Genomic DNA, 20,368 nt, shown 5'->3' with positions numbered 1-20,368 from the left:
CCGGAGGAAACCCCGCTCAACGTCGCCGCTCCTGGCGTCCTGGACAACGATAGCGACCCCGAGGGCGACCCGCTCCAAGCCCAACTGGTAGCCGGGACGACCTTCGGTAGCCTCGCGCTCAACCCTGATGGCAGCTTTACCTATACGCCGGGCGTGAACTTCAGCGGTGATGACAGCTTCACCTATCAAGCCGACGATGGACTGCTGCAATCCCCAACGGCGACGGTGACGATAACGGTCACACCAACCAACGACGCCCCGGTTGCTGTGAACGACGCCTACAACGTACCCCAAGACGGTGTCTTGAATGTCGCCGCCCCAGGTGTGTTGGATAACGATAGCGATCCGGACGGTGATGGTTTGACCGCTGAACTGATTGCCGCAACCGGGCCGGACAACGGTCTGTTGACCTTGAACCCGGACGGCAGTTTCGACTACACCCCCGATCCCGGGTTCAATGGGGACGACGGCTTCAGTTACCGTGCTCTGGACGGCAACGGCGGCGCGGCCCCGGCGCAAGTGTTGATCACCGTCGATCCCGCACCGACCTCGCCGACGACACACATCAGCGATATCGACGGAAGTATCAGTAACTCGGGCAAGAACTGGAACGCCGTGGCAGTGGTTCGGGTGCATGACGGCGACGAGCAACCGGTGATCGGTGCGACCGTCTTCTTTACCTGGTCTGGCGGCGCGAGCGGCAACGGTAGCTGCCAGTCACCCTGCCTGAACGTGGTTTCTCCGCCCATACCAAAGAAAGAAGGAAGCACGATCCTGACCGTCACCGGCGTTGATTTTGCGGACTGGACCTATCAATCCGGCGCAAACCACGACCCGGACAACGATAGTGGTGGCACGGCCATTCAGATCAATAAGGACGGTACGACCAGTGATCCGGGCACACCGCCCAATCAGCCGCCCGTTGCGAGCTTTACCTTCGATTGCACCGATCTGGATTGCAGCTTCGATGCGGCCGGTTCAAGCGATGGCGACGGCAGCATTGCCGGGTATCAGTGGGACTTTGGCGACGGTAGCCCGCTGGGTAGCGGAGTCGCGCCCAACCACAGTTACGCGGACTACGGCACTTACGCCGTCGTACTGACGGTCACCGACGATGACGGAGACAGCGGCCAGGATAACCAGAATGTAACTCTGCAAGATCCTGCCGGTGAGCCACTGGTCGCCAACAGTTTCACCGTTTGCGTCGATTCCGGGAACAACCCTGCAACGATTGACTGGTACGCCAACAGCACCGGGCCTGCCGATCGCAAGGTGGCCGACGCCACTCATAGCTCAAGCAAGGGATTCACTACCTGGGATGCAACAACGATCACCTACACGGCAACACGCCTGAAAGGTGGGGACAGCTTCGGCTATACCATTAGCACTGCCGATGGCGCCGTCACCGATTCGGCCACCGTGTCGATCAGTTTCCCGAAGGATGGTTGCTAGAGGTCGGGAAGTACCGCGCTAGGCAGCATTGCGGCGATCCGCCGACGTACTGCGCGCCCGCTCCAACAACCAGGCGAGGCTCGGTCGCGGCTTGCATTGGATCATGATCTGATAAGCAAAAGCGCTGCGCCAAATCTTGATCAGCAGCCGATTGAACTTGAGCAGGAAGCGCGCCAGCGCGGTATCGCCGACGGCTAGGGGGAAGGGCGCCGGTAGTCCGTCGGTCCAATCGATGTCGAACCCACGATCCTGGAACAACCGCTTGAGCGTTTTCTCTGTGAACAACCGGGTGTGGGTCATATCCAGGATGCCGCGGCTACCGTAGTTGAACGACCCCAGCAGCAAGCTTAGGCGTACCGGTGCAAAGGCGATATTGCCGGTACTGACGATGAGTCTTGTCTCGGGGTGCTGACCCAAAAATGCTTTCAGGTCATCCACCAAAGCTTCGGGGCGGTTCATGTGCTCGATCACATCCAGCATCACAACGTAATCGAAGCTACGGCCATCAAGTGCCGGTAGTCCCTGATTGAGGTCGTGCTCGATTGCTTCGTCGCAGCGGGTTGGGTCAACCTGAAAATCGACGCCGACTACATGGCACCCCTTGTCGCGGAGAGCCTGCGAGATATGCCCCCGGCCACAGCCAAGGTCCAGCACCCGCGCACCCGGCGCTACGGCATTCACCGCCTTTGTGTGGGGACTGTCGAAATTGAGCTTCGGCTTGTAAAGATCGGAGCGATCCCGCTGAACATCGAAGCGCGGGTTGTAGAAAAGCCCCGCCCGCTGGATGCGCGCCATGATCGACGCCTTGATCACCTGAAGGGCGTATAGCGTCCCGTTGACGTGGCACACTTCATCTCCATAATGCGTCGGGATCGGCAGTTCGCGAATGGTGGCCCCGCTCTCAAGCAGCTGAATGATGATCTCCGTGTCGAAGGAAAAATCATCGGCGTTCAAATCGAAGGGAATCTTCCGCAGAACTGCCGTCGAATAGAGACGATAGCCCGAGTGGAACTCCGTCAGGCCGCTGCCGAGAATGCTATTCTGCGCCCGGCTGAGAATCTGATTGCCGATAAATTTGTAGAGCGGCATGCCACCCTTCAACGCATCCTTTTTTACCATCATGCGGCTGCCAAAGACCGCATCGCACTCCTTGTCCTTCAAGGGTGTCAGAAGTTGCGGCAAAAGCTCGGGCGCATATTGGCCGTCGCCATGGACCAAAGCCACGAAGTCCATGCCCCGTTCAATCGCATAGTGGTATCCGATCTTCTGGTTGCCGCCGTAGCCCTGGTTCTTGCCGTTGGTCATCACCACCACCGGGTAACGGCAGGCTTGATAGCGGTCGGCAGTGGAGAAGGTCTCGTCCTGGCTCGCATCGTCCAAGACAAGGACTTCGGCTTCCACATCGGGAATCTCGGGAATTCGATCAAGAACCGAGGTGATGGAGGCCTCAGCATTGTAGGCGACAATCAGGATCAATAGACGGGGACGCTGCGCATCGCCTCCCTGCTTGGAAGCATACGGATTTCCCGCCGCCACCACGTTGCCGCCCGCCCCGGATTCTCCATGACTGGTGACGCGCGTCGAGGACGCCCGCGTTTTGGCCCGCTTTTCAGAAGTGCGCTCCGTCATTTCACTCTCGTCCGTCGCCGAAAATTTCAACTATCGTTAGGTCAAGAAGGAACTTAATCCCGCACGACAAGTCATTGATCGGTATAATAATACAAAAATGAATTACAAACTGTTAAACCTTAAAACAATTTTCATGCAATCGACGCTACAAGTCGACGGAAGCTGGTTCAACGAGCGGTGAGATGAGGGCATTGCAAGAAGCAGAAAAGACCGCACGGGCCGCAACGGACCAGGAAAGCGATTTGCAGTCGCCGTCCTTCGGGGGAGCTGCACGGCGTGGGGCAAAGCGAATCTGGAAAACGTTACTAAGCCTGTTTCTGTCGGCACTGTTGTTCTATCTGGCCTTCATCCAGATTCAATCCAAGTCCCTGCTCGACTCTCTCGGCCGTTTCGATTCCACCATCGTCGCCCTGCTCATTCTGTTGGCCGCGGTTCGCATCTTTGCGGTTACGCAACGCTGGCGCTTGCTTCTGGTGGTCATGGCGACAGACCCCGGCTTCGCCACGTCTTTGCGCTTGACCTACGAAGGCGCGCTGCTCAACGGCTTCCTACCTGGATCGATAGCCGGAGACCCCTATAGGATTCTCCGCCTGCGCGGCCTCGGAATGGGGCTCAGCGCAGCCTCCTTCGCAACGCTGCTGGACAGGTTCGTAGGAGTCTTAACACTGGCCGGCCTCGGGTTTTTGGGTCTTGTCTGGGCCTTGTGGTCCACCGGCACGCAAGCCTCGCCGGGAAGCGTTTTGGTCGCCATCGCGGGATTGGGATGCCTGGCGGTGGCGGTCATGGCGGCGCTTCTCTTCGCCGACCGCTCTCCCGTCTCGCTGCCCTGGATCGGTGATTGGGTCGCCAGAGAGTTGCCGGGAATTCGCAGCTCGCTCAAGCGCTTGATGAGAAACCCCCGTCAGATCATGTCCGTGGTCGGCCTCTCCCTCCTTGGACACCTGGCTCTCGCGCTCATGTTCGTTGTGCCTCTGGCAACACTGACGCCACAACTTTCCCTCGGCGCCTCGCTCGCCATGGGCTTTGCGATATCGCTCGCCCAACTGCTTCCTTTCTCTGTTGGCGGTTGGGGGGTACGCGAGTTGGCCGCCGTCAGCGGCTTTGGCCTGATTGGCGTTGCCGGGCCCGATGCTCTGGCGACCAGCATTGCGGTCGGGGCGGTCAATAGCCTGATCCTAGTACCGGCTTCGTTGCTGTTCCTTCTCCCCCGTCTCCAAAAGCAGATCGGGTCGCATGACGCCGCCGGCCCCGCCACGATGATGGATCGGGAATGACCGGCCCGCGTGTCAACATCTTCGCTTTGTTCGCCGTAGCGATACTATCGCTCGTCATCCTGCCGCATAGTCTGATGCAGAAGACGGTTCTGGATGAAGATCAGTTCGTCGCCGCCGCTTATCTGATGCGCGACCATTTGCTCTACCGGGACTATCTCTACTTTCAGCCGCCGATCTATCCGCTTCTGGTCGGGTCGATCGGAAACTGGCTCGCCCCTGAGCAGCTGTTCCTCTTCGCCAGACTGACGAGTTGGGCCATGGCGTCTGGCTGCACGTTGCTGATGTACCTCATCGGCCTGCGGTTGACCGAGCGCCAAACAATAGCTCTGGCTTTGGCTGCCTTGTTTGCACTGTCGCCCTTTCTGATGGCGTCTTTCGGAAGCGCGCGAAACGATATCATGCCGATATTCTTCGGGCTGTCGGGCGTTGCGTTATGCCTATACGGTCTAGCCAGCGATCGCTGGGCCGGGCGATTGCTGCTGTTGTCCGGGATCGCCCTGGCGCTGGCAGTGGGAACGAAGCTTTCCGCGGCCTTCATCCCTCTCGTGGTCACGGTCTATGTGATCTCCCGGCGCCGCGGACGGCCATGGAATGAGCACATCAGGACGCGCGTCTTGCCATTGGTGCTCGGTGGGATGTTGGGAGCCCTGCCGATTCTCTACTACGCAGTCCAGGCGCCCGACAATTTTCTCTACGACGTGTTCCTGTTTCACCTATCCGACGCGCCGACCCGCTGGTACCGCTTTCTCGGGCGGCCGGAAACTTTGGAACCCGGGATGATCCTGCATATTGTCCTGTCGGTTCTTTTCCAGGATCCAACTATGCTGGCGGCATTCGCTGTCACCCTTTTGGGTCTGGCGACCGCGCTCGCAGGCCGACTTTGGCACGACCTGCACAGAGCTTTGGACGCGCGTGATGGTTACTTGGTCCTGGCCCTCTTGGCCGCCGGGTTCGTTCTGTCGGCGCAGCCGGTTCCTCATCTCGTGCACTACTTCATGCCCGTTGGTCCTTACCTTTTGTTATCGGGTGCGGTGTTTGTGAATTGGTTGGTGGATCGCTATCAGGACCGGCTGACACATTTTCGCATCATCGCCCTTGCCGGTGCCGTGTGCCTGGCCATCGGCCTGACGCTTTCGCCGCAGGTACGGACCTTGGCGCAGGAAGTAGCAACGGTACGTAACAGCGAACAGTGGGTTCCATCGATGGTTCGCAACGCGGCCTTGGCGATCCGCCGGGAACTGGCGGACCGGAAGGCTATCGGACCGATCGCTACCTTGAACCCGCTCTACGTTATCGAGGCCGGCTTACCCTTGATGCCGGCGTTCGCCTCCAGCATTTTTCTCTATCGCACCGCCGACCAGGATGATCCCGCTCTCATCTTACAGGTAAAGGGGATTGCACCAGGACTGCTCGACACCGTTCTCGGTTCGAACCCGCCTGCCGCCGTCCTAATCGGCCACGAGATAGAAGATCTGTCCCGGCCGATGATCGGCTGGGCGCAAGAGCAAGGATATAAGGAAGTGAACAGTCCGGGACCGGGATTACGGCTGTTTTTGCGTTAGCTTAGTGTCACTCCGGGATACACGCGGTATCGCCCCAAAAACGGCCTATCGATTCCATGGCTTCCACCATCCGGTCAAAGGAGACCGGCTTGGTGACGAAGGCGTTGGCACCCGCTGCGTAACAGCTATCGATGTCGCTCTTTGCCGAAGATGTGCTGACGACAATGACCGGCACCTTACTGAAGCGTTCATGACCCCGCAATTTTTGCAGCACTTCCCGACCGTCCATGACCGGCATATTGAGATCAAGCAGGATCAGCGCACCGCAGACCGCCGATTCCTCCAATCGAGCCGTCAGCTTCTCGAACAGATCAATCCCGGACCCTATGTGATGAAAGTCGACTTTCTGCCCCGACGCCTCGATCGCGGCCTTGGTAAGCATCGCATCCTCGGCATCGTCATCAACCATGATTATGGTCAAGAGGTTGCCTGGCTCAAGCATTTGCCTCCTCCCCAACTCCATAGGGCTGCGACAAAGGCAGGACGATTTGAAAGGTCGCACCCTGTTCAAGCGGGGATGTGGCCGATATGCGCCCGTTATGGCGCTCGACGATTTTACGGCAGATCGCCAGTCCCATGCCGGTGCCGTCCGCTTGAGACTTGCCGACGAGCCGCCTGAACGGCAGAAACGCGTTATCTGCCTGATCCTGGGCAAATCCTATTCCGTTGTCCGACACCGCTATGGTTACCTCTCCGTCCCGAGTTTCCTGGGTTATCCTAATTTCCAGATCACGGGTTTTAGAACGGTACTTTAAGCTGTTCATCAGGAGATTCTGAAACAGGCGCCCCAACAGGTTCGCATTGCCGATAATTGTAGGCAATTCGCAGACCTCAATCTTGGCGCGCGCTTCGTTCGCAGCCAATTCAACATTGGCGAGAGCCGCCTTTAGCACTTCGTTCAGGTCAATGGCATTGAAAGGCGCCAATTCACGGCCGATACGAGAATAAGCGAGCAGTTCTTGTATCAGCGCCTGGGATCGGATCGCACCGCCGATCATAAAGGAAAGGTACTGCTTGCCCTCTTCGTCCAGCGCCGAAGCATAGCGTTTTTCGATCAAGGAACCGAAGGCCGAGATTTTCCGCAACGGCTCTTGCAGATCGTGGGAAGCGATCTGAGCGAATTGCTCGAGTTCGCTGTTCGAGCGCACCAGGACATCCGTCATCTCAGCGTTCTGTTTGTTTCGCTTCAGCAACGATTTAATCATCAGGCTGACTTGACGGGACAAAACGTCGATCTCGAGAAATGACGATTTAAGAGCAACCGGCGCCGCCAACTTGCCTTTGGCCACACCGGTCAAGCTCCGGCCAAGATCGCGCAGCGGCTGCGATAGCAAATGATCGATGAGATAAAAGACCGTCACCGCTGTAAGCATCGCTATGACCAGGATCAGTCCGGTCCAGCGCAGAAAATCGCCGCGGATCGATGACAGAAGCGATGACGCCGGGACTTCAACGACAATGAAGACATCCGGCGCCACGCTACTGATAGCGGCGCGGGCCATGATCCACTGGGTGCCATCGGGACGTTGGTGCATATGAACGGGGTCGAGCGTTTCAACCATTTTGACGATCACCTGATCATCCGACATATCCGCTTCGGCGTTGGTTATCGATCCCGCACGGACGAACACCTTCCCGCTTCTGTCGACGATGGAGACCCTCGTGCCCTCCGGCAGGTTACGATCGGACAGACGCTGTTCGATCCAGGTCGGCTCTTTTCCGGTAATCAGCAGACCGGATATCCGGTTCTGCGCATCGAAGATCGGCAGGGCCATAGGAAGAAATGGTTTCTGGCTGATGCGACCGAAAATGTACCGCCCAACCGCAAACTTGCCCGTGCTTACTGCTTCCTTGAAATAATCACGGTCGGAAATATCGATTGGCTTTACGGGTCCGTCCGATCCGCACTCGAATATTCCGTCCCGGTCGGCACGGATGATGGTGCCGAATCCCAAGATGACCGATGCGGAATCGCTGAGGATCGATGAGCAGGTCTCAACATCCGTGCCCGCCACCCGGTTGCGTATCAATGCCAGCGTATCGCGTCCCGATGTGGCCCATTGCTGATGCGCCTCGGCGATCAGAGTTTGAATTCGGTCAACCTGGTCGAAGGCGCGCTGTATTTCACGGTTTCGATAACTGTCGATCGCCAGATATGCGATCAAGGCACCCGGCAGGACCAGGGTTAACGACAGGGCGGCCGCAAAACCGCGCAATGACCAAAGCTTCTGTGTTCGACGCCCGACCTCGACGCGCTTGGCGCCACTTTGATCCGCCGCCTGGGCCAGGCTGGTCACGAAGCGATCTTTCGCAAGCGCTTGGCTTCATACATGGCACGGTCCGCACGGGCAACGACCCCGCTGGGGCTTTCCTCAGCCTGAAGGCTGCTTGCGAGACCGATGCTGACGTTTATCGCAAGGGGCTGGCCGCCGTCGGAAAGCGTCAGCGAAAACTGCATCTCGTTCCGCATCCGATCCAACGCTTCGGTAAGGTGCAGATGCTGCTCGCCCTCCTCCAGAATGACGGCAAACTCATCACCGCCAATACGCGCAACCACGTCGGTGGCGCGAACCTGACGCCGCAGGCGCTCGCCAACCTCGATCAAAACCTGATCGCCAGCCGCATGACCATGCTTGTCGTTGATCTGCTTGAACTGATCGACGTCTATGACGATCACATGGAAGCTGCGATCGCGCCTGGCCGAGCGCTTCGCCGCGTAGATAAGGGCTTCTTCAAAGAACCGGCGATTGGATAGCCCGGTCAAGGGATCCCGCAGAGAAAGATCGCGGACCTGCTGTTCAAGCTGATGCCTATGCAAGGCGTAACGAATGGAACGCTCTAGCAAAGCCGGGGTGATTTCACCCTTCACCAGATAGTCGAAGACACCCCGGTTCATGGCTTCCAGGTCGACCGCGCGGTCATGGGTCCCCGTCAGTAGCAAGACCGGGAAATCGAGCTCCTTGATTTTCAAGCGCTCCATAACATCCAGGCCGGTGCTGCCGCCCAGCCAATAGTCGAGCAAACAAACATCCGGCGCCGCACGCAGCAACAGAAGGTCGGCGCGCTCGGTATCGGAAATCCAGATCAACTCATACTCGAAGTCGGCAATTGAACGCAGCGTCGACTCAACAAGCACCTTGTCTTCGATATCATCATCCACCAACGCAATGCGGAGCGGCTTGGAATCGTCGGCGGATATGGATGTCGCACTGATCATAAGTTCCATTCCTCTGATGGCTTGCCGAACCGGCGCACTTCCCAAAGTGCAAGCGCGATAACGGTCTTTGTCCATTTCCTCAAAATTTAACAAAATGTGACAGAAGTTCGTTAAGAGGCGGTTAATGAATGAGCGTCAGAGGCAACGCGTGCACTGGGAACCCCAGGAAAGCGCCCGCTGCCAACGCTGTAAACCACTGGGCTGACTCTGAAGGGAAGATCGCCCTATCGGGAAGAAAATCGGCAGCAGCGCTCAAGACGCGCGCGCAACCGGCTTGACGGCAAAATGCCGCAATGCTTACCATCGGCCTCTCGGGCAATGCGGACGCCCGGTTAGACGGTTGTCGTCCAAGTTCCGCTCCGAACCCGTGTGGGAAGGAGCGCGCGCATGACGAGACCAGATTTACACCACAGATCGAGCCTATTCGAAGCCGATAAGATACGCCGGTTTTGGCGCGCTACGGTTTGCGCATTTTCAAGGCCATTCCTTCAGTGGTTACACCTTAGGTGCAGGCCATGAGCGCGCTGCTCCTTACCCGTGTGGATGTGGCCGGGCTGATGGGGCCTGCCGATTATCTCAGCGCAGTCGAAACTGCCTTTCGGTTGAGCAAACACGGCAAGGCGCTGTCCCCGCCGCCGATGCACATACCCGGTTTAGACGGCGGTTTTCATGCGAAAGGCGCCGCACTCTTGAATGAGCGGCAGGTTGTGGCGTTGAAACTCAACGGCAATTTTCCCGGCAATTCGCGGCTTCAATTGCCCACGATCCAAGGCGTGGTTCTGCTCTGCGATGCCAGGAACGGTATGCTGCTGGCGATAATCGATTCGATTGAGATCACATTGCAACGAACGGCAGCCGCGAGTGCACTTGCCGCAAAGTATCTCGCTAGAGCTGACGCGTCGGTACTCGCCATTTGCGGCTGTGGCGCGCAATCCCGCGCACAGGCAATTGCGTTGACTGCGGTTTGCGGATTCCATCGCGGCGCTGCTTGGGACGCCGATTATCGGAAGGCCGAAGTTTTTTCGGCGGACATGAGCAAAGTTCTCGGCATCCCGTTTGAACCGCTCCCAGACCTAAGCCGTGCCACGCGCGGGGCCGATGTGATCGTGACCTGCACCACCGCGCAGATGCCGTTTTTAACTGAGGCCGACGTCTCGCCTGGTGCGTTCATTGCCGCGGTAGGTGCCGACAACCCCGATAAAAGCGAGATTGCGCCATCGCTCATGGCACGCGCTAAGGTCGTCGTAGACAACCTGGATCAATGCCTGGAAATGGGCGATCTGCACCATGCGATCGCGGCGGGCGTGATGACGGCCGCTGCAGTTCATGGCGACCTTGGGGATATTGCTACCGGTCGGATACCGGGGCGAACGGGCTCTAAGGAAATCTTCCTGTTCGACTCAACCGGGACGGCAATCCAGGACGTAGCCAGTGCAGTACGCATTTACGAGAAAGCCGTCGCTGCCGGAATCGGGACGCCCTTTGCGTTCGCGGCTCCTTGACCGCAAGGGATCACGAGGTTCACGCGGTTTTGTCGGTGGCACCAACCCGCCGCATAACTGAGATTTTAGATGCTCGGAGGGAAATGGTGCCCAGGGGCGGATTCGAACCACCGACACCGTGATTTTCAGTCTATGCCCGCCCTATTCCTGCTATTTCCCAATAGGACATTAACTCATTGATAAAACACTATTCCTAGCGTTCTAAATTGAGACAAGGGTTCCCGAAAACACCCGGAACATCTTGGCACGATTACACCAGAATTACACAAGCTCATCTGCACGCTCTAGATGACAAACCGTTAGTGATTGCCTACCATCACTGCATGCTTGAGCGAATCGCCGTCATTGTCGCGCACATCGTCACCTTTGGCCTGATGGTGGGTTGGGGCTTTCTCGTCAAATGGCTAGGAACGGACTTTGCGCTTGGCACGCTATGCGGCTTGGCGCTCGCGTTCCTGACGATATGGCTCTACAGGGATGAATTGCCGATCTTTCCTGAACGAAGATAGCGCGCACTAGTATCATGGTTCAGCCACAACCCAGGAAGTGAAATGTTAACAAACCTCCGCAGAGAGGCGCAAATACGGAGAACCCTAAGAGCGCTTGCCCGACAGCGTTGCGTGCTCATTCTCACCGGCAATGTTTATGTTATCGAAAGGGCAATAAGCCAAGATGAAGAAACCATTGCTAACCTACGCACCTGCCAGATGAGAGGCTGGGTTGAACCCCTCCACGAAGCTGTTCCAAGAGCTAGTTTAAATCCAGACGGTTCATTGCCAAAACCGCTCCGCATTGAAGGACATGACACAATTTACCGCCTAACAGATAGCGGATGGACAGTGATTAATCGTACACATGAGATCGCCGTTTTAGGACTGGCAATTACACTTGCTGGCGCTCTTAGCGGATTAATGGCGGGCGGCGTTATGTAACAACCTAATTGCTCAGGCAATTTTGCACAGCATAGACGCACTGTTCACCTTGTGTAAGAAGCCCTCCTGTGCGCCCAACATAGTTGACTGATTTAACAAACCCGCCGTCAAAGGCAATATTTACAATGCAGTACCTAACCCTAGACGTCGAAGACCCAAAGCCATACCCGGACCCTTGACTAAAAACACTTCCACCGCTTGAGGTAGCTGTTGCAGAGCCTGCAGCATAACCGCTCCCTACTGTGTCGACACCGCCTCCCGAAGCGTAAGACCAGACCTCTAGACTACCTTCTTGTTGACTTGCTTGAGAGGGGCCCATGCATGAGAGAATATCAGCCTTCGACATGCCGATTAATTCCTGCTTTGCTTTGCTAGCGGTTTCAGCGCGTTGAATCGAGCAAGCTGAGACCAAGCCTAAAATCAGCCCTACCGACACCATTGTTTTTATTTTCGGCAGAGAGGCTTTCCAGTAGCTATGGCCCATTGTCACCCTCTGATGGCTACAACCCTGACAACTTATTAACTTACTACTTCTCTCGGATTTTAACTAGAATTGCACGTATCTAACTCTCCAGAATTGTACATCATGCAAAGACTAATAAAAAGGGCGCGACCGGGGATTGCCCAGCCGCGCCCGAGTCAAAGGCCATGCCGCCTCGTCTATCGCCTTGTCACACTTCCCCCAGCCGCACCCCCGCCGAGTCCTGCCGCCTGGCCGATTCGCCCTGTTCGGCCCGCCTGTTGCTGCCGCCGCATTAGTTCCAGCAACAACGCCTCGTTGTTCCGCACGCCCTGGTTAAACATCACATCTCCTAGCGCCGGGTTGGGAGCCGGGCCAAGCTTGCGGGCAAGCCCACCCGCCGCCCTGTCCAGAAGACTGGTCACGAGCCCCCGCGTGCCATTCACCGCAGCATCACGACCCAAGCGCACGGCTTCTTCACCAATACCAGCGTCAGCAATCTCCGCAGCCATGGGCGTTGTACGCGATCCGGCCCGAGGACTTGCAGCGCGGTTGGTATCCGTAAAGCGTGCCTCCCGGACCATGGCGGATTGGAACTTTCGGAAGGCCTGATCCGTTGGAAAGAGTGAACGTAGTTGCGCCCGCAGCTTCGGGGAGCCAAATATCTTAGTCACAACATCGCGCCCGTTGGGAGCCGCCTGCACCCTATCCAGGATGGCCTGCGCCGCCCCTGTGACGTACATTTCCCGTTCGCCCTCTGTCATGGTCTCCAGCGCCCGTTTGGTTATGGTGGCGTCCTGCTTAAAGAAACCACGCCCGCTTTCCAGCGCGTCAATCATGGTGCTGTCATCCGCAAAGGTACTCACTGCCTTGCGATAGACCGGCAGGCCCGTCTTTGGGTCTGCAATGGCGTCCATCAGCGACGTGCGAAGCTCCCGCAGCCGTTGGGACAGGTCGCCATCACCCGACCGCTTGGCCTTTGAGGAAAGACCGGAGAGGCGCTTGTATGCCGCGTCCAATACCTGAATGTGGTTATCGGGAAGACCTTGCAAGCGCGGATCGATCGACCGGGCGCGGGCTATGGCGGACTTCACCTGCTTTAATCCCAAGAGGCTTTCAAGGTTGCGGTTGCTGATGACCTTGCCGCTCTCCAAGGCTTCACCATAGAAGCCCCTGGCAGCCTTGGCGCGGGTTGTCAGTAAATCCGACATAACATCATCAAAAGGCCGCCCGCCAACAAGCTCCCCAACGGCGACCTCGATCCGCTCGCCCTGCTGATTGGCGCGGGTTGTAAGAACGCGGTTGGCTTGGTTCTTTGCCCTTCCAGGCACACCACCGGCAGCACGAGCAAGGCCCAGCGTGTTCTCCCCTCCAAGGTCCGCCATGATTGCCTCATCCCCAAGCGTGCGAAGGCGGGACATGGCCTGCTGTGGCGTAACCTCATCACGCCGCAAGGCCTGTGCCAGTTTCGCTAGAGCGCGTTGCTTCGCCCGGTCGCTCGTGCGGGTTGCCGCATTGCGTATCGCCTTCAAGGCCTTTTCACCCAGGCCAACAGCAGCCGGAGCCGCCGCCCCAAAACCAGCGCCTAGCAGTGCGCCCTCACCCGCACCTTGCAGGCGGTTCTCTAATCCCCCCTCTGCGGAGCCAAAGCCGATAGCTGCGCCGCTGCCAGACCCCAAGGCCGCGCCCTTGAACATATTCCCCAAGACGCTGGCACCCCCCGCAAGGAGTTTAGGCACTGGGGTAGCAAAGGCAGCCCCCACGCCGCCCGCAACCTGTCCCGCCGTTCTCGCTACCGGGTCCGCGTTGTCATCCTTGGCGCGTTCCCTGGCAAGGTTCTGTTCGAAGGCTGGCGACGCTTCCAGGGATAGGCCAGTAACGGGAGATTGCCCCTGTAGGAGCGTGTTGCCCCCCGCCGCAATCTCATCCGCGAAGCCAAGTGATGCAATATCCGCCGCACCGCGCACGAAGTCATCCAGAACCTTGAGAGCGCCCTCTAGCGAGAAGCCTTGCTCGCTACCCCCTTCACCAGTGGGATTCAGACCGGCATTCAGGTCTTCTGTGCTGAGCCGCTTCTGGTTCTCTCCCGCCGCACCATGCAAGCCGGTTTGAACCTGTTCCATCGTAAGCCGGGCCATTATTCTACGGTCTCCCAGCCTTCGCCGTCCCAGCGCAGAACGCCATACTGCGGATGGCGGTAGAGTTGCCCTTCGGAAAGCTTGGATACGTCAATCTCAGAACCGTTGGCCCCCTGTTGCGTTGGCAGGGCAACAGGAACGCCCTCTGTGGCAACGCTATCAGGCACTAAGCCATCAATGCCCGGCACATCGTCTTTCAGGGCTTCCGAGGGCTCCTGTCCAAACTCCATGGCAAAGGCCGTATCGAAATAAAGCCCCGCCTCGTTCTTGCTCTTTAACCCAATGGACTGCTGCCATTGCCGCATGAAGTCCAAGGCGCGGAATCGTTCGGCTACCATCTTCTCTTTGATCGACAGGAGCGTTTCAATCTGCGGGCGCGTCATGGCGACGTTGGGGTTTAGTTCCAACACAAAGCGCCGCTCACCTTCTGAAATCTGTCCCGGGAACCGCGCAAGGTCATCGAGCGCCGACCGGGCAAGAACCGACTGCAAAGCTGCCGTTGCGTTAGCCTCGTCAATATCCCCCACATCAAGGCCGAAACGATTGGCAATGATTTGCGCTTGCGCTTTGGTGGCGGATAGCGGCCCAACCTCGGCACGGCCAAGAAGCGAGCGGACCGCTTGCAAGCCTAACTTCTCCGTCTTGGCCTGACGGGCGTCTGTAAGGATTCCTTCGCGGGTCTTAGCAAGTTGCTTGCCAAGCTCCTTATCAAACTCAGTTTCTACCTTTGTCCCGCCAACACTCACATTGGTGTTGCTCGCCCCTGCCCGCTTCAAGTCCTGCGCCCTGTTGAACAGGTCATCATTAAAGATGACGTTGCTCGGGTTGTTCGGATCGAAGAAAGCCCCCGGTACGCCGGGAACGGGTTGCAGTTTGGCTTGGTCAGGCCCCTCTAAACGCTTGCCGATAACGGCCTGCAAAATGCTTTGCGCCAAGTCCGGGTTGTCGCCAAGGATGGCTTGTGCCTGTTCCCGGCTGCCGAAAATCTGTTGGCCAATTCCCTGTGGCGCGGAAGGATTAGACCCCGGCGTGGCCGCTCCCGGTACAACGCCAACGTCAGCCGGATTAGCCCCCCCGGCCCCTGCCTGAGCAGCCGCCTGCCCTTGCGGGAATAGCACGTTCAGGATGGAGTTGACCTGTTGCTCCTTCTTGCGGTCCTGCCCCATCTGGTTCAAGGCCCCCGCGCCTAGGCGGGCAACCAACTCTATGGGCGTCTCGATCTGCTCCCCTCGGGGAAGTTGGAATGGATTGATTTGCGATTGCCCGGATGGGCTTAAGGCTGGCATGGCATGGCCCCCTCTAGGGTAAGGACGGCGCATTTTCGCGCTCGTTCTCGTCACGATCCGCGCTTGTCCTGCACCCCTGAAACGAGGCGGATCATCACCATTTCAGAGAGGTACTATAATACCACAAATCGTTGATTTTTTCAAGAGCTGACACCCACTAAGAAGCTGCGGAGCTTTCTTAAAATATACAATGTAGAAAGTATTTACCGCATTTGTTGCAAATACGTTAAAAGTCTCTTATTGATTTGACGTTACGCTATCTGTTTTCCCGTATCGGGCGGATTGATCGTATGGAAGACGAAAACAGAATGGCCTCGTCACTGACGCTTTACGGAACGCGTCAAAAGCGCTACGCGACGCTGTTTATTCCAGCGATGTATTTAGTAATTGCTGGCCTATGGATCGTTGCGAGCGATTGGGTGGTGGCGTCATTGCCCATAACGCCCGAAGCACAGAACGAACTCCAAACCTATAAAGGGTGGGCTTTTGTTATTGTGACCGCCTGTTTGCTTGCTTTAGCAATGCATATTGCCTACAGGAAATTAATAACCGCGAACGAGGCACTCGAACGAAGCCGCAACCAACTCGAACTCGCGCTAAGCAGCGCTGGGGGCGGCATCTGGGATCGTGATTTAGTTCAAGACACCCTCTTTATCTCGCCTCAAATGAAAGCTTCCATTGGTTGCACAGACAGTTTCCCAGATTCTCTGGCGGTGTGGCATGCCCGCATTCATCCAGATGATAGGGATGCAGTCAACGAAAGCATCGACGAAGCAATCTCTGGGCAAAGCACAACTCTTCACGACGCTCGATATCGAATCCAGCATCAAGACGGCGATTACAGGTGGCTCCATTCACGGGCGCGGGTTATTCACAATAAACACGGCCAACCAATTAGAATGATAGGCGTAGCGCTCAACATCAGCGCACAAATGGAAGCAGAGAGACAACTCGCTCATCTAATCCGATATGATTCGCTAACTGGTCTTGCTAATCGATCGTCATTTCACACCCAGCTTGACGATCTTCTAGCGCAAGCAGACGGCAAGACGCTTGTGGTTATTATGCGTGTGGATATTGACCGCTTCAAAGAAGTGAACGATGAGTTCGGTCCAGAAGTGGGTGATAAGGTCCTGCAAATGATTGCAGACCGTATCGAGCATGTAGTTGGGTCATCTGCAATCGTTGGGCGGTTGGGTGCAGATGAGTTTGCCGTTGGCATTCCGCACATCAAACGGGCAAACGAAGCTCAGAGGGCAGCACGAAACCTGAGCAATTCCTTTGCCAAAAAATTCAAACTCGGCGATCGATCTCTGCAGTTATCGGCGTCCATTGGCGTGGCGGTTTACCCTACCGATGGCGAGTCCTCTGAACAGTTAATCCGGGCGACGGCCGTGGCCTTAACAAATGCGCGCAGCGATGGATGGGGGAATACGAGGTTCTTTGCAACTGAGATTGATGAAAGCTTTCGGTTGCGCGTGCGCCGGAGCCAGGAGTTGCGGGAAGCCACAAGACGCGGAGAGTTAGAGGTACATTTCCAACCTATTGTTAGCCTGCGAGATGGAGTTACCGCTGGGTTTGAGGCTCTTGTGCGGTGGCAACGGCCAGACGAAGGACTCGTTCCTCCAGACCAATTTATCGGATTAGCTGAAGAACTTGGCTATATAGGCGAGATTGGGAGGAACGTATTGCAGCAGGCCTGTAAAGAAGCGAAAAAGTGGCAGAATATGGGCGATCAAACCTTGTATGTTGCTGTGAATGTATCGCCACGGCAGTTTGATGATCCCGATTTTGTGAGTGTCGTACGGCAAACCTTAGCGGACACCGGGCTGCTTCCGAGCCACCTCGAATTGGAGATCACTGAAACCGCCCTATCACGTGACCCAGAAGCCGCGCAGAAAAGATTATCTGCCCTGCGGGACTTAGGCGTCTCGGTTGCAATTGATGATTTTGGTACTGGATATTCGTCGCTTGGCGCTCTCGAGCGCTTGCCCTTATCGAGGCTAAAAATCGATAAGTCATTTATTGCACTTTATGGTTCTCAAGATCGAACAACAGTCATCGTTGAATCAATTCTAAGCTTGGCTCAAGGCCTCAATTTACCGGTTACTGCCGAGGGCGTTGAAACTCGAGAACAACTAGCACTGCTCAACGCTAGTAAGGCCGAAGCGGCCCAAGGGTATCTGTTTAGCAAGCCGGTAAAACACGATGCTATCGAGCCTTTGATTGGCCGAAATTGGGGATCTATTTAAGGTCAAGTGAATCTATAAGAACAGGAAGCAATAGCTCATTGCTGTTTGCAAGTTCCAAAGCTCACCAGGGACATTGTGCCCAGCGTGACAACTTCAACATATTCACTCCCATCCAGTAACATCTTGGCAAGCATGCCGCGCCCCGGAATATCGAAGACGTAGTACATGCCAGAGCGGCTAACCTCCATCGGATAGCGGTCGCAGCCGTTCCGGTCGCATCGGGCAAATGTCTCGCCCGACAAGTCTATCTCATTCCACATGCCTATCTGGTTTTGCTGGCAGCCGCCTTCTGCTGTGCAAGAGAATTTGCTGCTGATTACGCACAACCATGTCTCCGCACTTGCTGTCCGACCAAAGGTAGCAAACATAATCGCGGCTACTAGGCCAACGGCCAATCGCATGCCTATCAATCCTTCCTCAACCTCACTCCCGGCCCCCCGCCGTTCTCGGGGATGAAGACCACGCCAGCGGCCTCTAGGGCACGCTGAATGTCTCCCAGCGTCCGAGAGTAGGGACTCCGCGCGCCCCTCTCGAAATCTGCCAGTGTTGCCTTCGCCACGCCAGAAGCCTCAGCAAGTGCGTCCTGAGACCACGCTAGCAATGCCCGCGCTGCCCGGCATTGTTCTGCTGTCATGTCCATATTTTAGACTAACCTCATATTTTTATATTGACTTCATCTCCATACTTCATATATTTAATCTAACATCATACAAAAAGCAAGGACTTAGGGCCATGTGGACACTCAATAGAAACCCGGAAAAACAAGCCTCCATTGATTGGGCTGCGATCAACGAAGCCATGCGCGACGAGGTGCGGAAGCAACAAGCCGAGGTGAGGCAGGAAGTCGCCACCCCAGAAGGCCGCGCCAAGTATCTCCGCTCCGGCAAGGCCGCCCATGGTGGAGCCTGGATAGGGCGCTAACCTCCCCGTTGTCGGACTTAGCTTTTATCGCTGCCCGAGCGGCGAAAGGTGCGAAGCTGGTGTTGCCCGTTTAGAGAGGGCGTATCGCAACCCCAGTATGAAAGGATAATCAAATGGTCATGACCGAATTACAGCCGCAGCCCGCGCCTGAAAGCGGGAGTTATCGGGCACAAATTGACAGGATGCTAAGGCTGGGAATCAGGAAGTTCGCTCGTCTTGAGATTCCTTGTCACAACCCTGACCAGTACTCGCGCATTTCACAAGACTTGCAGGAACTCTCTACACGCTTGCTGCTGATCTATCGAGATACAGGGCTAGACGCCATCGGCAAAGCGCAGAGAGCGCAATCCGAGATTCGCGCGACCAATCGTCTCTGGATAGAGAAATATCAACAACCCGAGTGAATCGGGACCGGGCCTCACTTGCAATGCCGACCCGGCCCCTACCCCTTTACCAAGGCAAGTAGGCAAAGGAAATCTATTATGCATCACAATGTTACACGCCGCCAAGCTTTAGCCGGGGCAGTAGGAATCGCAGCTATCGGCTTACCAGCGGGCGCACAAGCCGCACCCGAAGTTAAATCTGTCTTACCGGAACTCCCAGACCATGACGCCACGTCCCCCCGATTGCTGGCCTACCTTCGCGAATGGGCGGAATATGAAGCTAAGGGAGACGCCTGGGTACATGAGAACCGCTCCACCATCGGAGCCGTTACAGACGTGCCCGCTGAGTTCCGCAATCTCAGAGAAGCAGGCAGTCGTGCCATCCGGCGATTTTTTCTAGAGCCGTCTCAGTCGAAGGCCGATATCCGCCTCAAACTGGAGACGGCGGATAAATTGTTTTCGGGGCGGCTCAGTGCCGTGCCGCTTAACGCAGATATGAGCGCCGCTATCAGCGGTTTGCTGCGTGATTTAGCGCGGACCGCAGAAGGGGCTTAGCGGCCCGGCAATCCACCGTCTACCGCTTTCTACCAAGGAGAAATACCATGGGAACCAAAGTCACCCGACGCGCCGCTATCACCGGAGCCGCAGCCCTGGCTGCTGCCACCGCAACAGCACGCTCTCCCAAGGCCGCTCAGCAAGCCGAGCTTTCGCCCGTCGTAGCGGCTCGATTAGAAACGTACATGGCGCACCACGCCTCTGTTCAGAAGTGGATGGGGCCGGGTTGCCCGCGTGACGACGATCCGGAGTTTGCGATCTACAATTCCGCAATGCGGCGTTGGTTCGATGTTTACTGGAACTTGCTGGCAGAAACCTCCCAAACGCTGGCCGATATCAGACTCAAAGATTGGCTTATCGACTTCCATAATGAAGGCCATAACCATGAGGAAGGTGTTACCCTGTTGCGTAATGATACCCGGCAGTTGCTGGACCGCGTGCAGGGGGTCTATGCCTCGCTTCCTGCAAAGCACCCTCGTGTTGAGGGCACCCTTTCGCCAAAGATCAAGGAAGCGGCTGACCTGTTTTGGGACGCCATGCGCGCCCTATGGAGCGTCCCCGACACGCCAGACCCGGAGTACCGGCAGGCCTGCGCCGCCCTCGACGCCCTAACCGACACGCCATCAATGAACATCGCGGACATTGCCGAGAAGATCGGCGCGGCGGAGTCGCTTTTCGGCGGGGAGCTTGACGAGAAGGAGGCGGCTTGGCTCGCACGCGATATCAAGCGCCTAGCGAGGGCATAAGAGCCGCTAGGCATAATAAGACACCACTGCTACTTATGGCCCACTCCTTCGCCGGGGGC

19 protein-coding genes and 1 pseudogene are annotated in these 20,368 nt (G+C 56.9%); 12 read left to right on the top strand and 8 right to left on the bottom strand.

Annotation, left to right across the window (positions count from 1 at the left end):
• Positions 1-9: 9 nt before the first annotated feature.
• Both ABIE63_RS13380 and ABIE63_RS13375 read left to right on the top strand, forming a co-directional pair.
• Positions 10-549: pseudogene (locus ABIE63_RS13380) on the top strand (cadherin-like domain-containing protein); the annotation flags it as partial.
• A 66-nt stretch (positions 550-615) separates the two neighbouring features.
• Positions 616-1,452: a PKD domain-containing protein gene (locus ABIE63_RS13375; protein WP_354505060.1), complete on the top strand. Its 837-nt coding sequence runs from the start codon at positions 616-618 to the stop codon at positions 1,450-1,452.
• 18 nt (positions 1,453-1,470) lie between these two features.
• On the opposite strand, the gene ABIE63_RS13370 is transcribed toward ABIE63_RS13375, so the two are convergent.
• Entirely contained in the window at positions 1,471-3,081 is a 1,611-nt protein-coding gene (locus tag ABIE63_RS13370) for a bifunctional glycosyltransferase/class I SAM-dependent methyltransferase (RefSeq protein ID WP_354505002.1), read from the bottom strand.
• Between the two features lie 182 nt (positions 3,082-3,263).
• On the opposite strand from ABIE63_RS13370, the gene ABIE63_RS13365 reads away from it, so the two are divergent.
• Together ABIE63_RS13365 and ABIE63_RS13360 are read left to right on the top strand one after the other, a co-directional pair.
• The gene (locus ABIE63_RS13365) at positions 3,264-4,355 is read left to right on the top strand and encodes a lysylphosphatidylglycerol synthase transmembrane domain-containing protein (protein WP_354505001.1); all 1,092 of its coding nucleotides are present in this window, start codon (positions 3,264-3,266) and stop codon (positions 4,353-4,355) included.
• Complete coding sequence (locus tag ABIE63_RS13360; protein ID WP_354505000.1) at positions 4,352-5,917, top strand: phospholipid carrier-dependent glycosyltransferase; 1,566 nt, start codon at positions 4,352-4,354, stop codon at positions 5,915-5,917. Before ABIE63_RS13365 ends, ABIE63_RS13360 begins: the two co-directional genes overlap by 4 nt.
• Positions 5,918-5,924: 7 nt before the next feature.
• Here ABIE63_RS13360 and ABIE63_RS13355 read toward each other — a convergent pair whose 3' ends face one another.
• From ABIE63_RS13355 to ABIE63_RS13345, 3 genes are read right to left on the bottom strand one after another with little or no spacing between them, the layout of a single operon-like run.
• Positions 5,925-6,359, bottom strand: coding sequence for a response regulator (locus ABIE63_RS13355; RefSeq protein ID WP_354504999.1), 435 nt, complete (start codon positions 6,357-6,359; stop codon positions 5,925-5,927).
• The gene (locus ABIE63_RS13350; protein WP_354504998.1) at positions 6,352-8,214 is read right to left on the bottom strand and encodes an ATP-binding protein; all 1,863 of its coding nucleotides are present in this window, start codon (positions 8,212-8,214) and stop codon (positions 6,352-6,354) included. The genes ABIE63_RS13355 and ABIE63_RS13350 overlap by 8 nt, the downstream gene beginning before the upstream one ends.
• Positions 8,211-9,134: a diguanylate cyclase gene (locus ABIE63_RS13345; RefSeq protein WP_354504997.1), complete on the bottom strand. Its 924-nt coding sequence runs from the start codon at positions 9,132-9,134 to the stop codon at positions 8,211-8,213. The genes ABIE63_RS13350 and ABIE63_RS13345 overlap by 4 nt, the downstream gene beginning before the upstream one ends.
• A gap of 515 nt (positions 9,135-9,649) precedes the next feature.
• Between ABIE63_RS13345 and ABIE63_RS13340 the strand changes: the two genes are divergently transcribed.
• The 3 genes from ABIE63_RS13340 to ABIE63_RS13330 all read left to right on the top strand — a co-directional run bounded on the left by ABIE63_RS13340 (position 9,650) and on the right by ABIE63_RS13330 (position 11,568).
• Positions 9,650-10,636, top strand: coding sequence for an ornithine cyclodeaminase family protein (locus ABIE63_RS13340; protein ID WP_354504996.1), 987 nt, complete (start codon positions 9,650-9,652; stop codon positions 10,634-10,636).
• Positions 10,637-10,938: 302 nt separating this feature from the next.
• Positions 10,939-11,145 carry a hypothetical protein gene (locus ABIE63_RS13335; protein ID WP_354504995.1) on the top strand — a complete coding sequence of 69 codons (207 nt, stop codon included), beginning with the start codon at positions 10,939-10,941 and terminating at the stop codon, positions 11,143-11,145.
• 111 nt (positions 11,146-11,256) lie between these two features.
• Positions 11,257-11,568: a hypothetical protein gene (locus ABIE63_RS13330; protein WP_354504994.1), complete on the top strand. Its 312-nt coding sequence runs from the start codon at positions 11,257-11,259 to the stop codon at positions 11,566-11,568.
• 660 nt (positions 11,569-12,228) lie between these two features.
• Here the strand turns inward: ABIE63_RS13330 and ABIE63_RS13325 are convergent.
• Together ABIE63_RS13325 and ABIE63_RS13320 are read right to left on the bottom strand one after the other, a co-directional pair.
• Positions 12,229-14,166, bottom strand: coding sequence for a hypothetical protein (locus ABIE63_RS13325; protein ID WP_354504993.1), 1,938 nt, complete (start codon positions 14,164-14,166; stop codon positions 12,229-12,231).
• Entirely contained in the window at positions 14,166-15,452 is a 1,287-nt protein-coding gene (locus ABIE63_RS13320) for a hypothetical protein (RefSeq protein ID WP_354504992.1), read from the bottom strand. Before ABIE63_RS13320 ends, ABIE63_RS13325 begins: the two co-directional genes overlap by 1 nt.
• Positions 15,453-15,742: 290 nt before the next feature.
• On the opposite strand from ABIE63_RS13320, the gene ABIE63_RS13315 reads away from it, so the two are divergent.
• Positions 15,743-17,704: an EAL domain-containing protein gene (locus tag ABIE63_RS13315; RefSeq protein ID WP_354504991.1), complete on the top strand. Its 1,962-nt coding sequence runs from the start codon at positions 15,743-15,745 to the stop codon at positions 17,702-17,704.
• Positions 17,705-17,739: 35 nt separating this feature from the next.
• Here ABIE63_RS13315 and ABIE63_RS13310 read toward each other — a convergent pair whose 3' ends face one another.
• Both ABIE63_RS13310 and ABIE63_RS13305 read right to left on the bottom strand, forming a co-directional pair.
• Positions 17,740-18,105: a hypothetical protein gene (locus tag ABIE63_RS13310; RefSeq protein ID WP_354504990.1), complete on the bottom strand. Its 366-nt coding sequence runs from the start codon at positions 18,103-18,105 to the stop codon at positions 17,740-17,742.
• A gap of 5 nt (positions 18,106-18,110) precedes the next feature.
• Entirely contained in the window at positions 18,111-18,338 is a 228-nt protein-coding gene (locus ABIE63_RS13305) for a helix-turn-helix transcriptional regulator (RefSeq protein ID WP_354504989.1), read from the bottom strand.
• 98 nt (positions 18,339-18,436) lie between these two features.
• Here ABIE63_RS13305 and ABIE63_RS13300 point away from each other — a divergent pair, with 98 nt between their 5' ends.
• From ABIE63_RS13300 to ABIE63_RS13285, 4 genes are all read left to right on the top strand, one after another.
• Positions 18,437-18,625, top strand: a complete 189-nt coding sequence (locus tag ABIE63_RS13300; protein WP_354504988.1) for a hypothetical protein — start codon at positions 18,437-18,439, stop codon at positions 18,623-18,625.
• A 119-nt stretch (positions 18,626-18,744) separates the two neighbouring features.
• Positions 18,745-19,029, top strand: coding sequence for a hypothetical protein (locus ABIE63_RS13295; protein WP_354504987.1), 285 nt, complete (start codon positions 18,745-18,747; stop codon positions 19,027-19,029).
• A gap of 78 nt (positions 19,030-19,107) precedes the next feature.
• The gene (locus tag ABIE63_RS13290) at positions 19,108-19,563 is read left to right on the top strand and encodes a hypothetical protein (RefSeq protein ID WP_354504986.1); all 456 of its coding nucleotides are present in this window, start codon (positions 19,108-19,110) and stop codon (positions 19,561-19,563) included.
• A 47-nt stretch (positions 19,564-19,610) separates the two neighbouring features.
• A complete protein-coding gene (locus tag ABIE63_RS13285) occupies positions 19,611-20,309 on the top strand; it encodes a hypothetical protein (RefSeq protein WP_354504985.1) in 699 nt (232 codons plus the stop codon).
• The last annotated feature ends 59 nt before the right edge of the window (positions 20,310-20,368 follow it).

Source organism: Limibacillus sp. MBR-115 (genome assembly GCF_040549425.1).
Lineage (GTDB): Bacteria > Pseudomonadota > Alphaproteobacteria > Kiloniellales > CECT-8803 > Limibacillus > Limibacillus halophilus.
This window is presented reverse-complemented; position numbering and strand designations above follow the sequence as displayed.

What these genes read in the sequence shown, in the direction of transcription:
- ABIE63_RS13370 (WP_354505002.1), bottom strand. Translation starts at nt 3,081, where the DNA reads ATGACGGAGCGCACTTCTGAAAAGCGGGCCAAAACGCGGGCGTCCTCG.
- ABIE63_RS13365 (WP_354505001.1), top strand. Translation starts at nt 3,264, where the DNA reads ATGAGGGCATTGCAAGAAGCAGAAAAGACCGCACGGGCCGCAACGGAC.
- ABIE63_RS13360 (WP_354505000.1), top strand. Translation starts at nt 4,352, where the DNA reads ATGACCGGCCCGCGTGTCAACATCTTCGCTTTGTTCGCCGTAGCGATA.
- ABIE63_RS13355 (WP_354504999.1), bottom strand. Translation starts at nt 6,359, where the DNA reads ATGCTTGAGCCAGGCAACCTCTTGACCATAATCATGGTTGATGACGAT.
- ABIE63_RS13345 (WP_354504997.1), bottom strand. Translation starts at nt 9,134, where the DNA reads ATGATCAGTGCGACATCCATATCCGCCGACGATTCCAAGCCGCTCCGC.
- ABIE63_RS13340 (WP_354504996.1), top strand. Translation starts at nt 9,650, where the DNA reads ATGAGCGCGCTGCTCCTTACCCGTGTGGATGTGGCCGGGCTGATGGGG.
- ABIE63_RS13325 (WP_354504993.1), bottom strand. Translation starts at nt 14,166, where the DNA reads ATGGCCCGGCTTACGATGGAACAGGTTCAAACCGGCTTGCATGGTGCG.
- ABIE63_RS13320 (WP_354504992.1), bottom strand. Translation starts at nt 15,452, where the DNA reads ATGCCAGCCTTAAGCCCATCCGGGCAATCGCAAATCAATCCATTCCAA.
- ABIE63_RS13315 (WP_354504991.1), top strand. Translation starts at nt 15,743, where the DNA reads ATGGAAGACGAAAACAGAATGGCCTCGTCACTGACGCTTTACGGAACG.
- ABIE63_RS13310 (WP_354504990.1), bottom strand. Translation starts at nt 18,105, where the DNA reads ATGCGATTGGCCGTTGGCCTAGTAGCCGCGATTATGTTTGCTACCTTT.
- ABIE63_RS13305 (WP_354504989.1), bottom strand. Translation starts at nt 18,338, where the DNA reads ATGACAGCAGAACAATGCCGGGCAGCGCGGGCATTGCTAGCGTGGTCT.
- ABIE63_RS13300 (WP_354504988.1), top strand. Translation starts at nt 18,437, where the DNA reads ATGTGGACACTCAATAGAAACCCGGAAAAACAAGCCTCCATTGATTGG.
- ABIE63_RS13295 (WP_354504987.1), top strand. Translation starts at nt 18,745, where the DNA reads ATGACCGAATTACAGCCGCAGCCCGCGCCTGAAAGCGGGAGTTATCGG.
- ABIE63_RS13290 (WP_354504986.1), top strand. Translation starts at nt 19,108, where the DNA reads ATGCATCACAATGTTACACGCCGCCAAGCTTTAGCCGGGGCAGTAGGA.
- ABIE63_RS13285 (WP_354504985.1), top strand. Translation starts at nt 19,611, where the DNA reads ATGGGAACCAAAGTCACCCGACGCGCCGCTATCACCGGAGCCGCAGCC.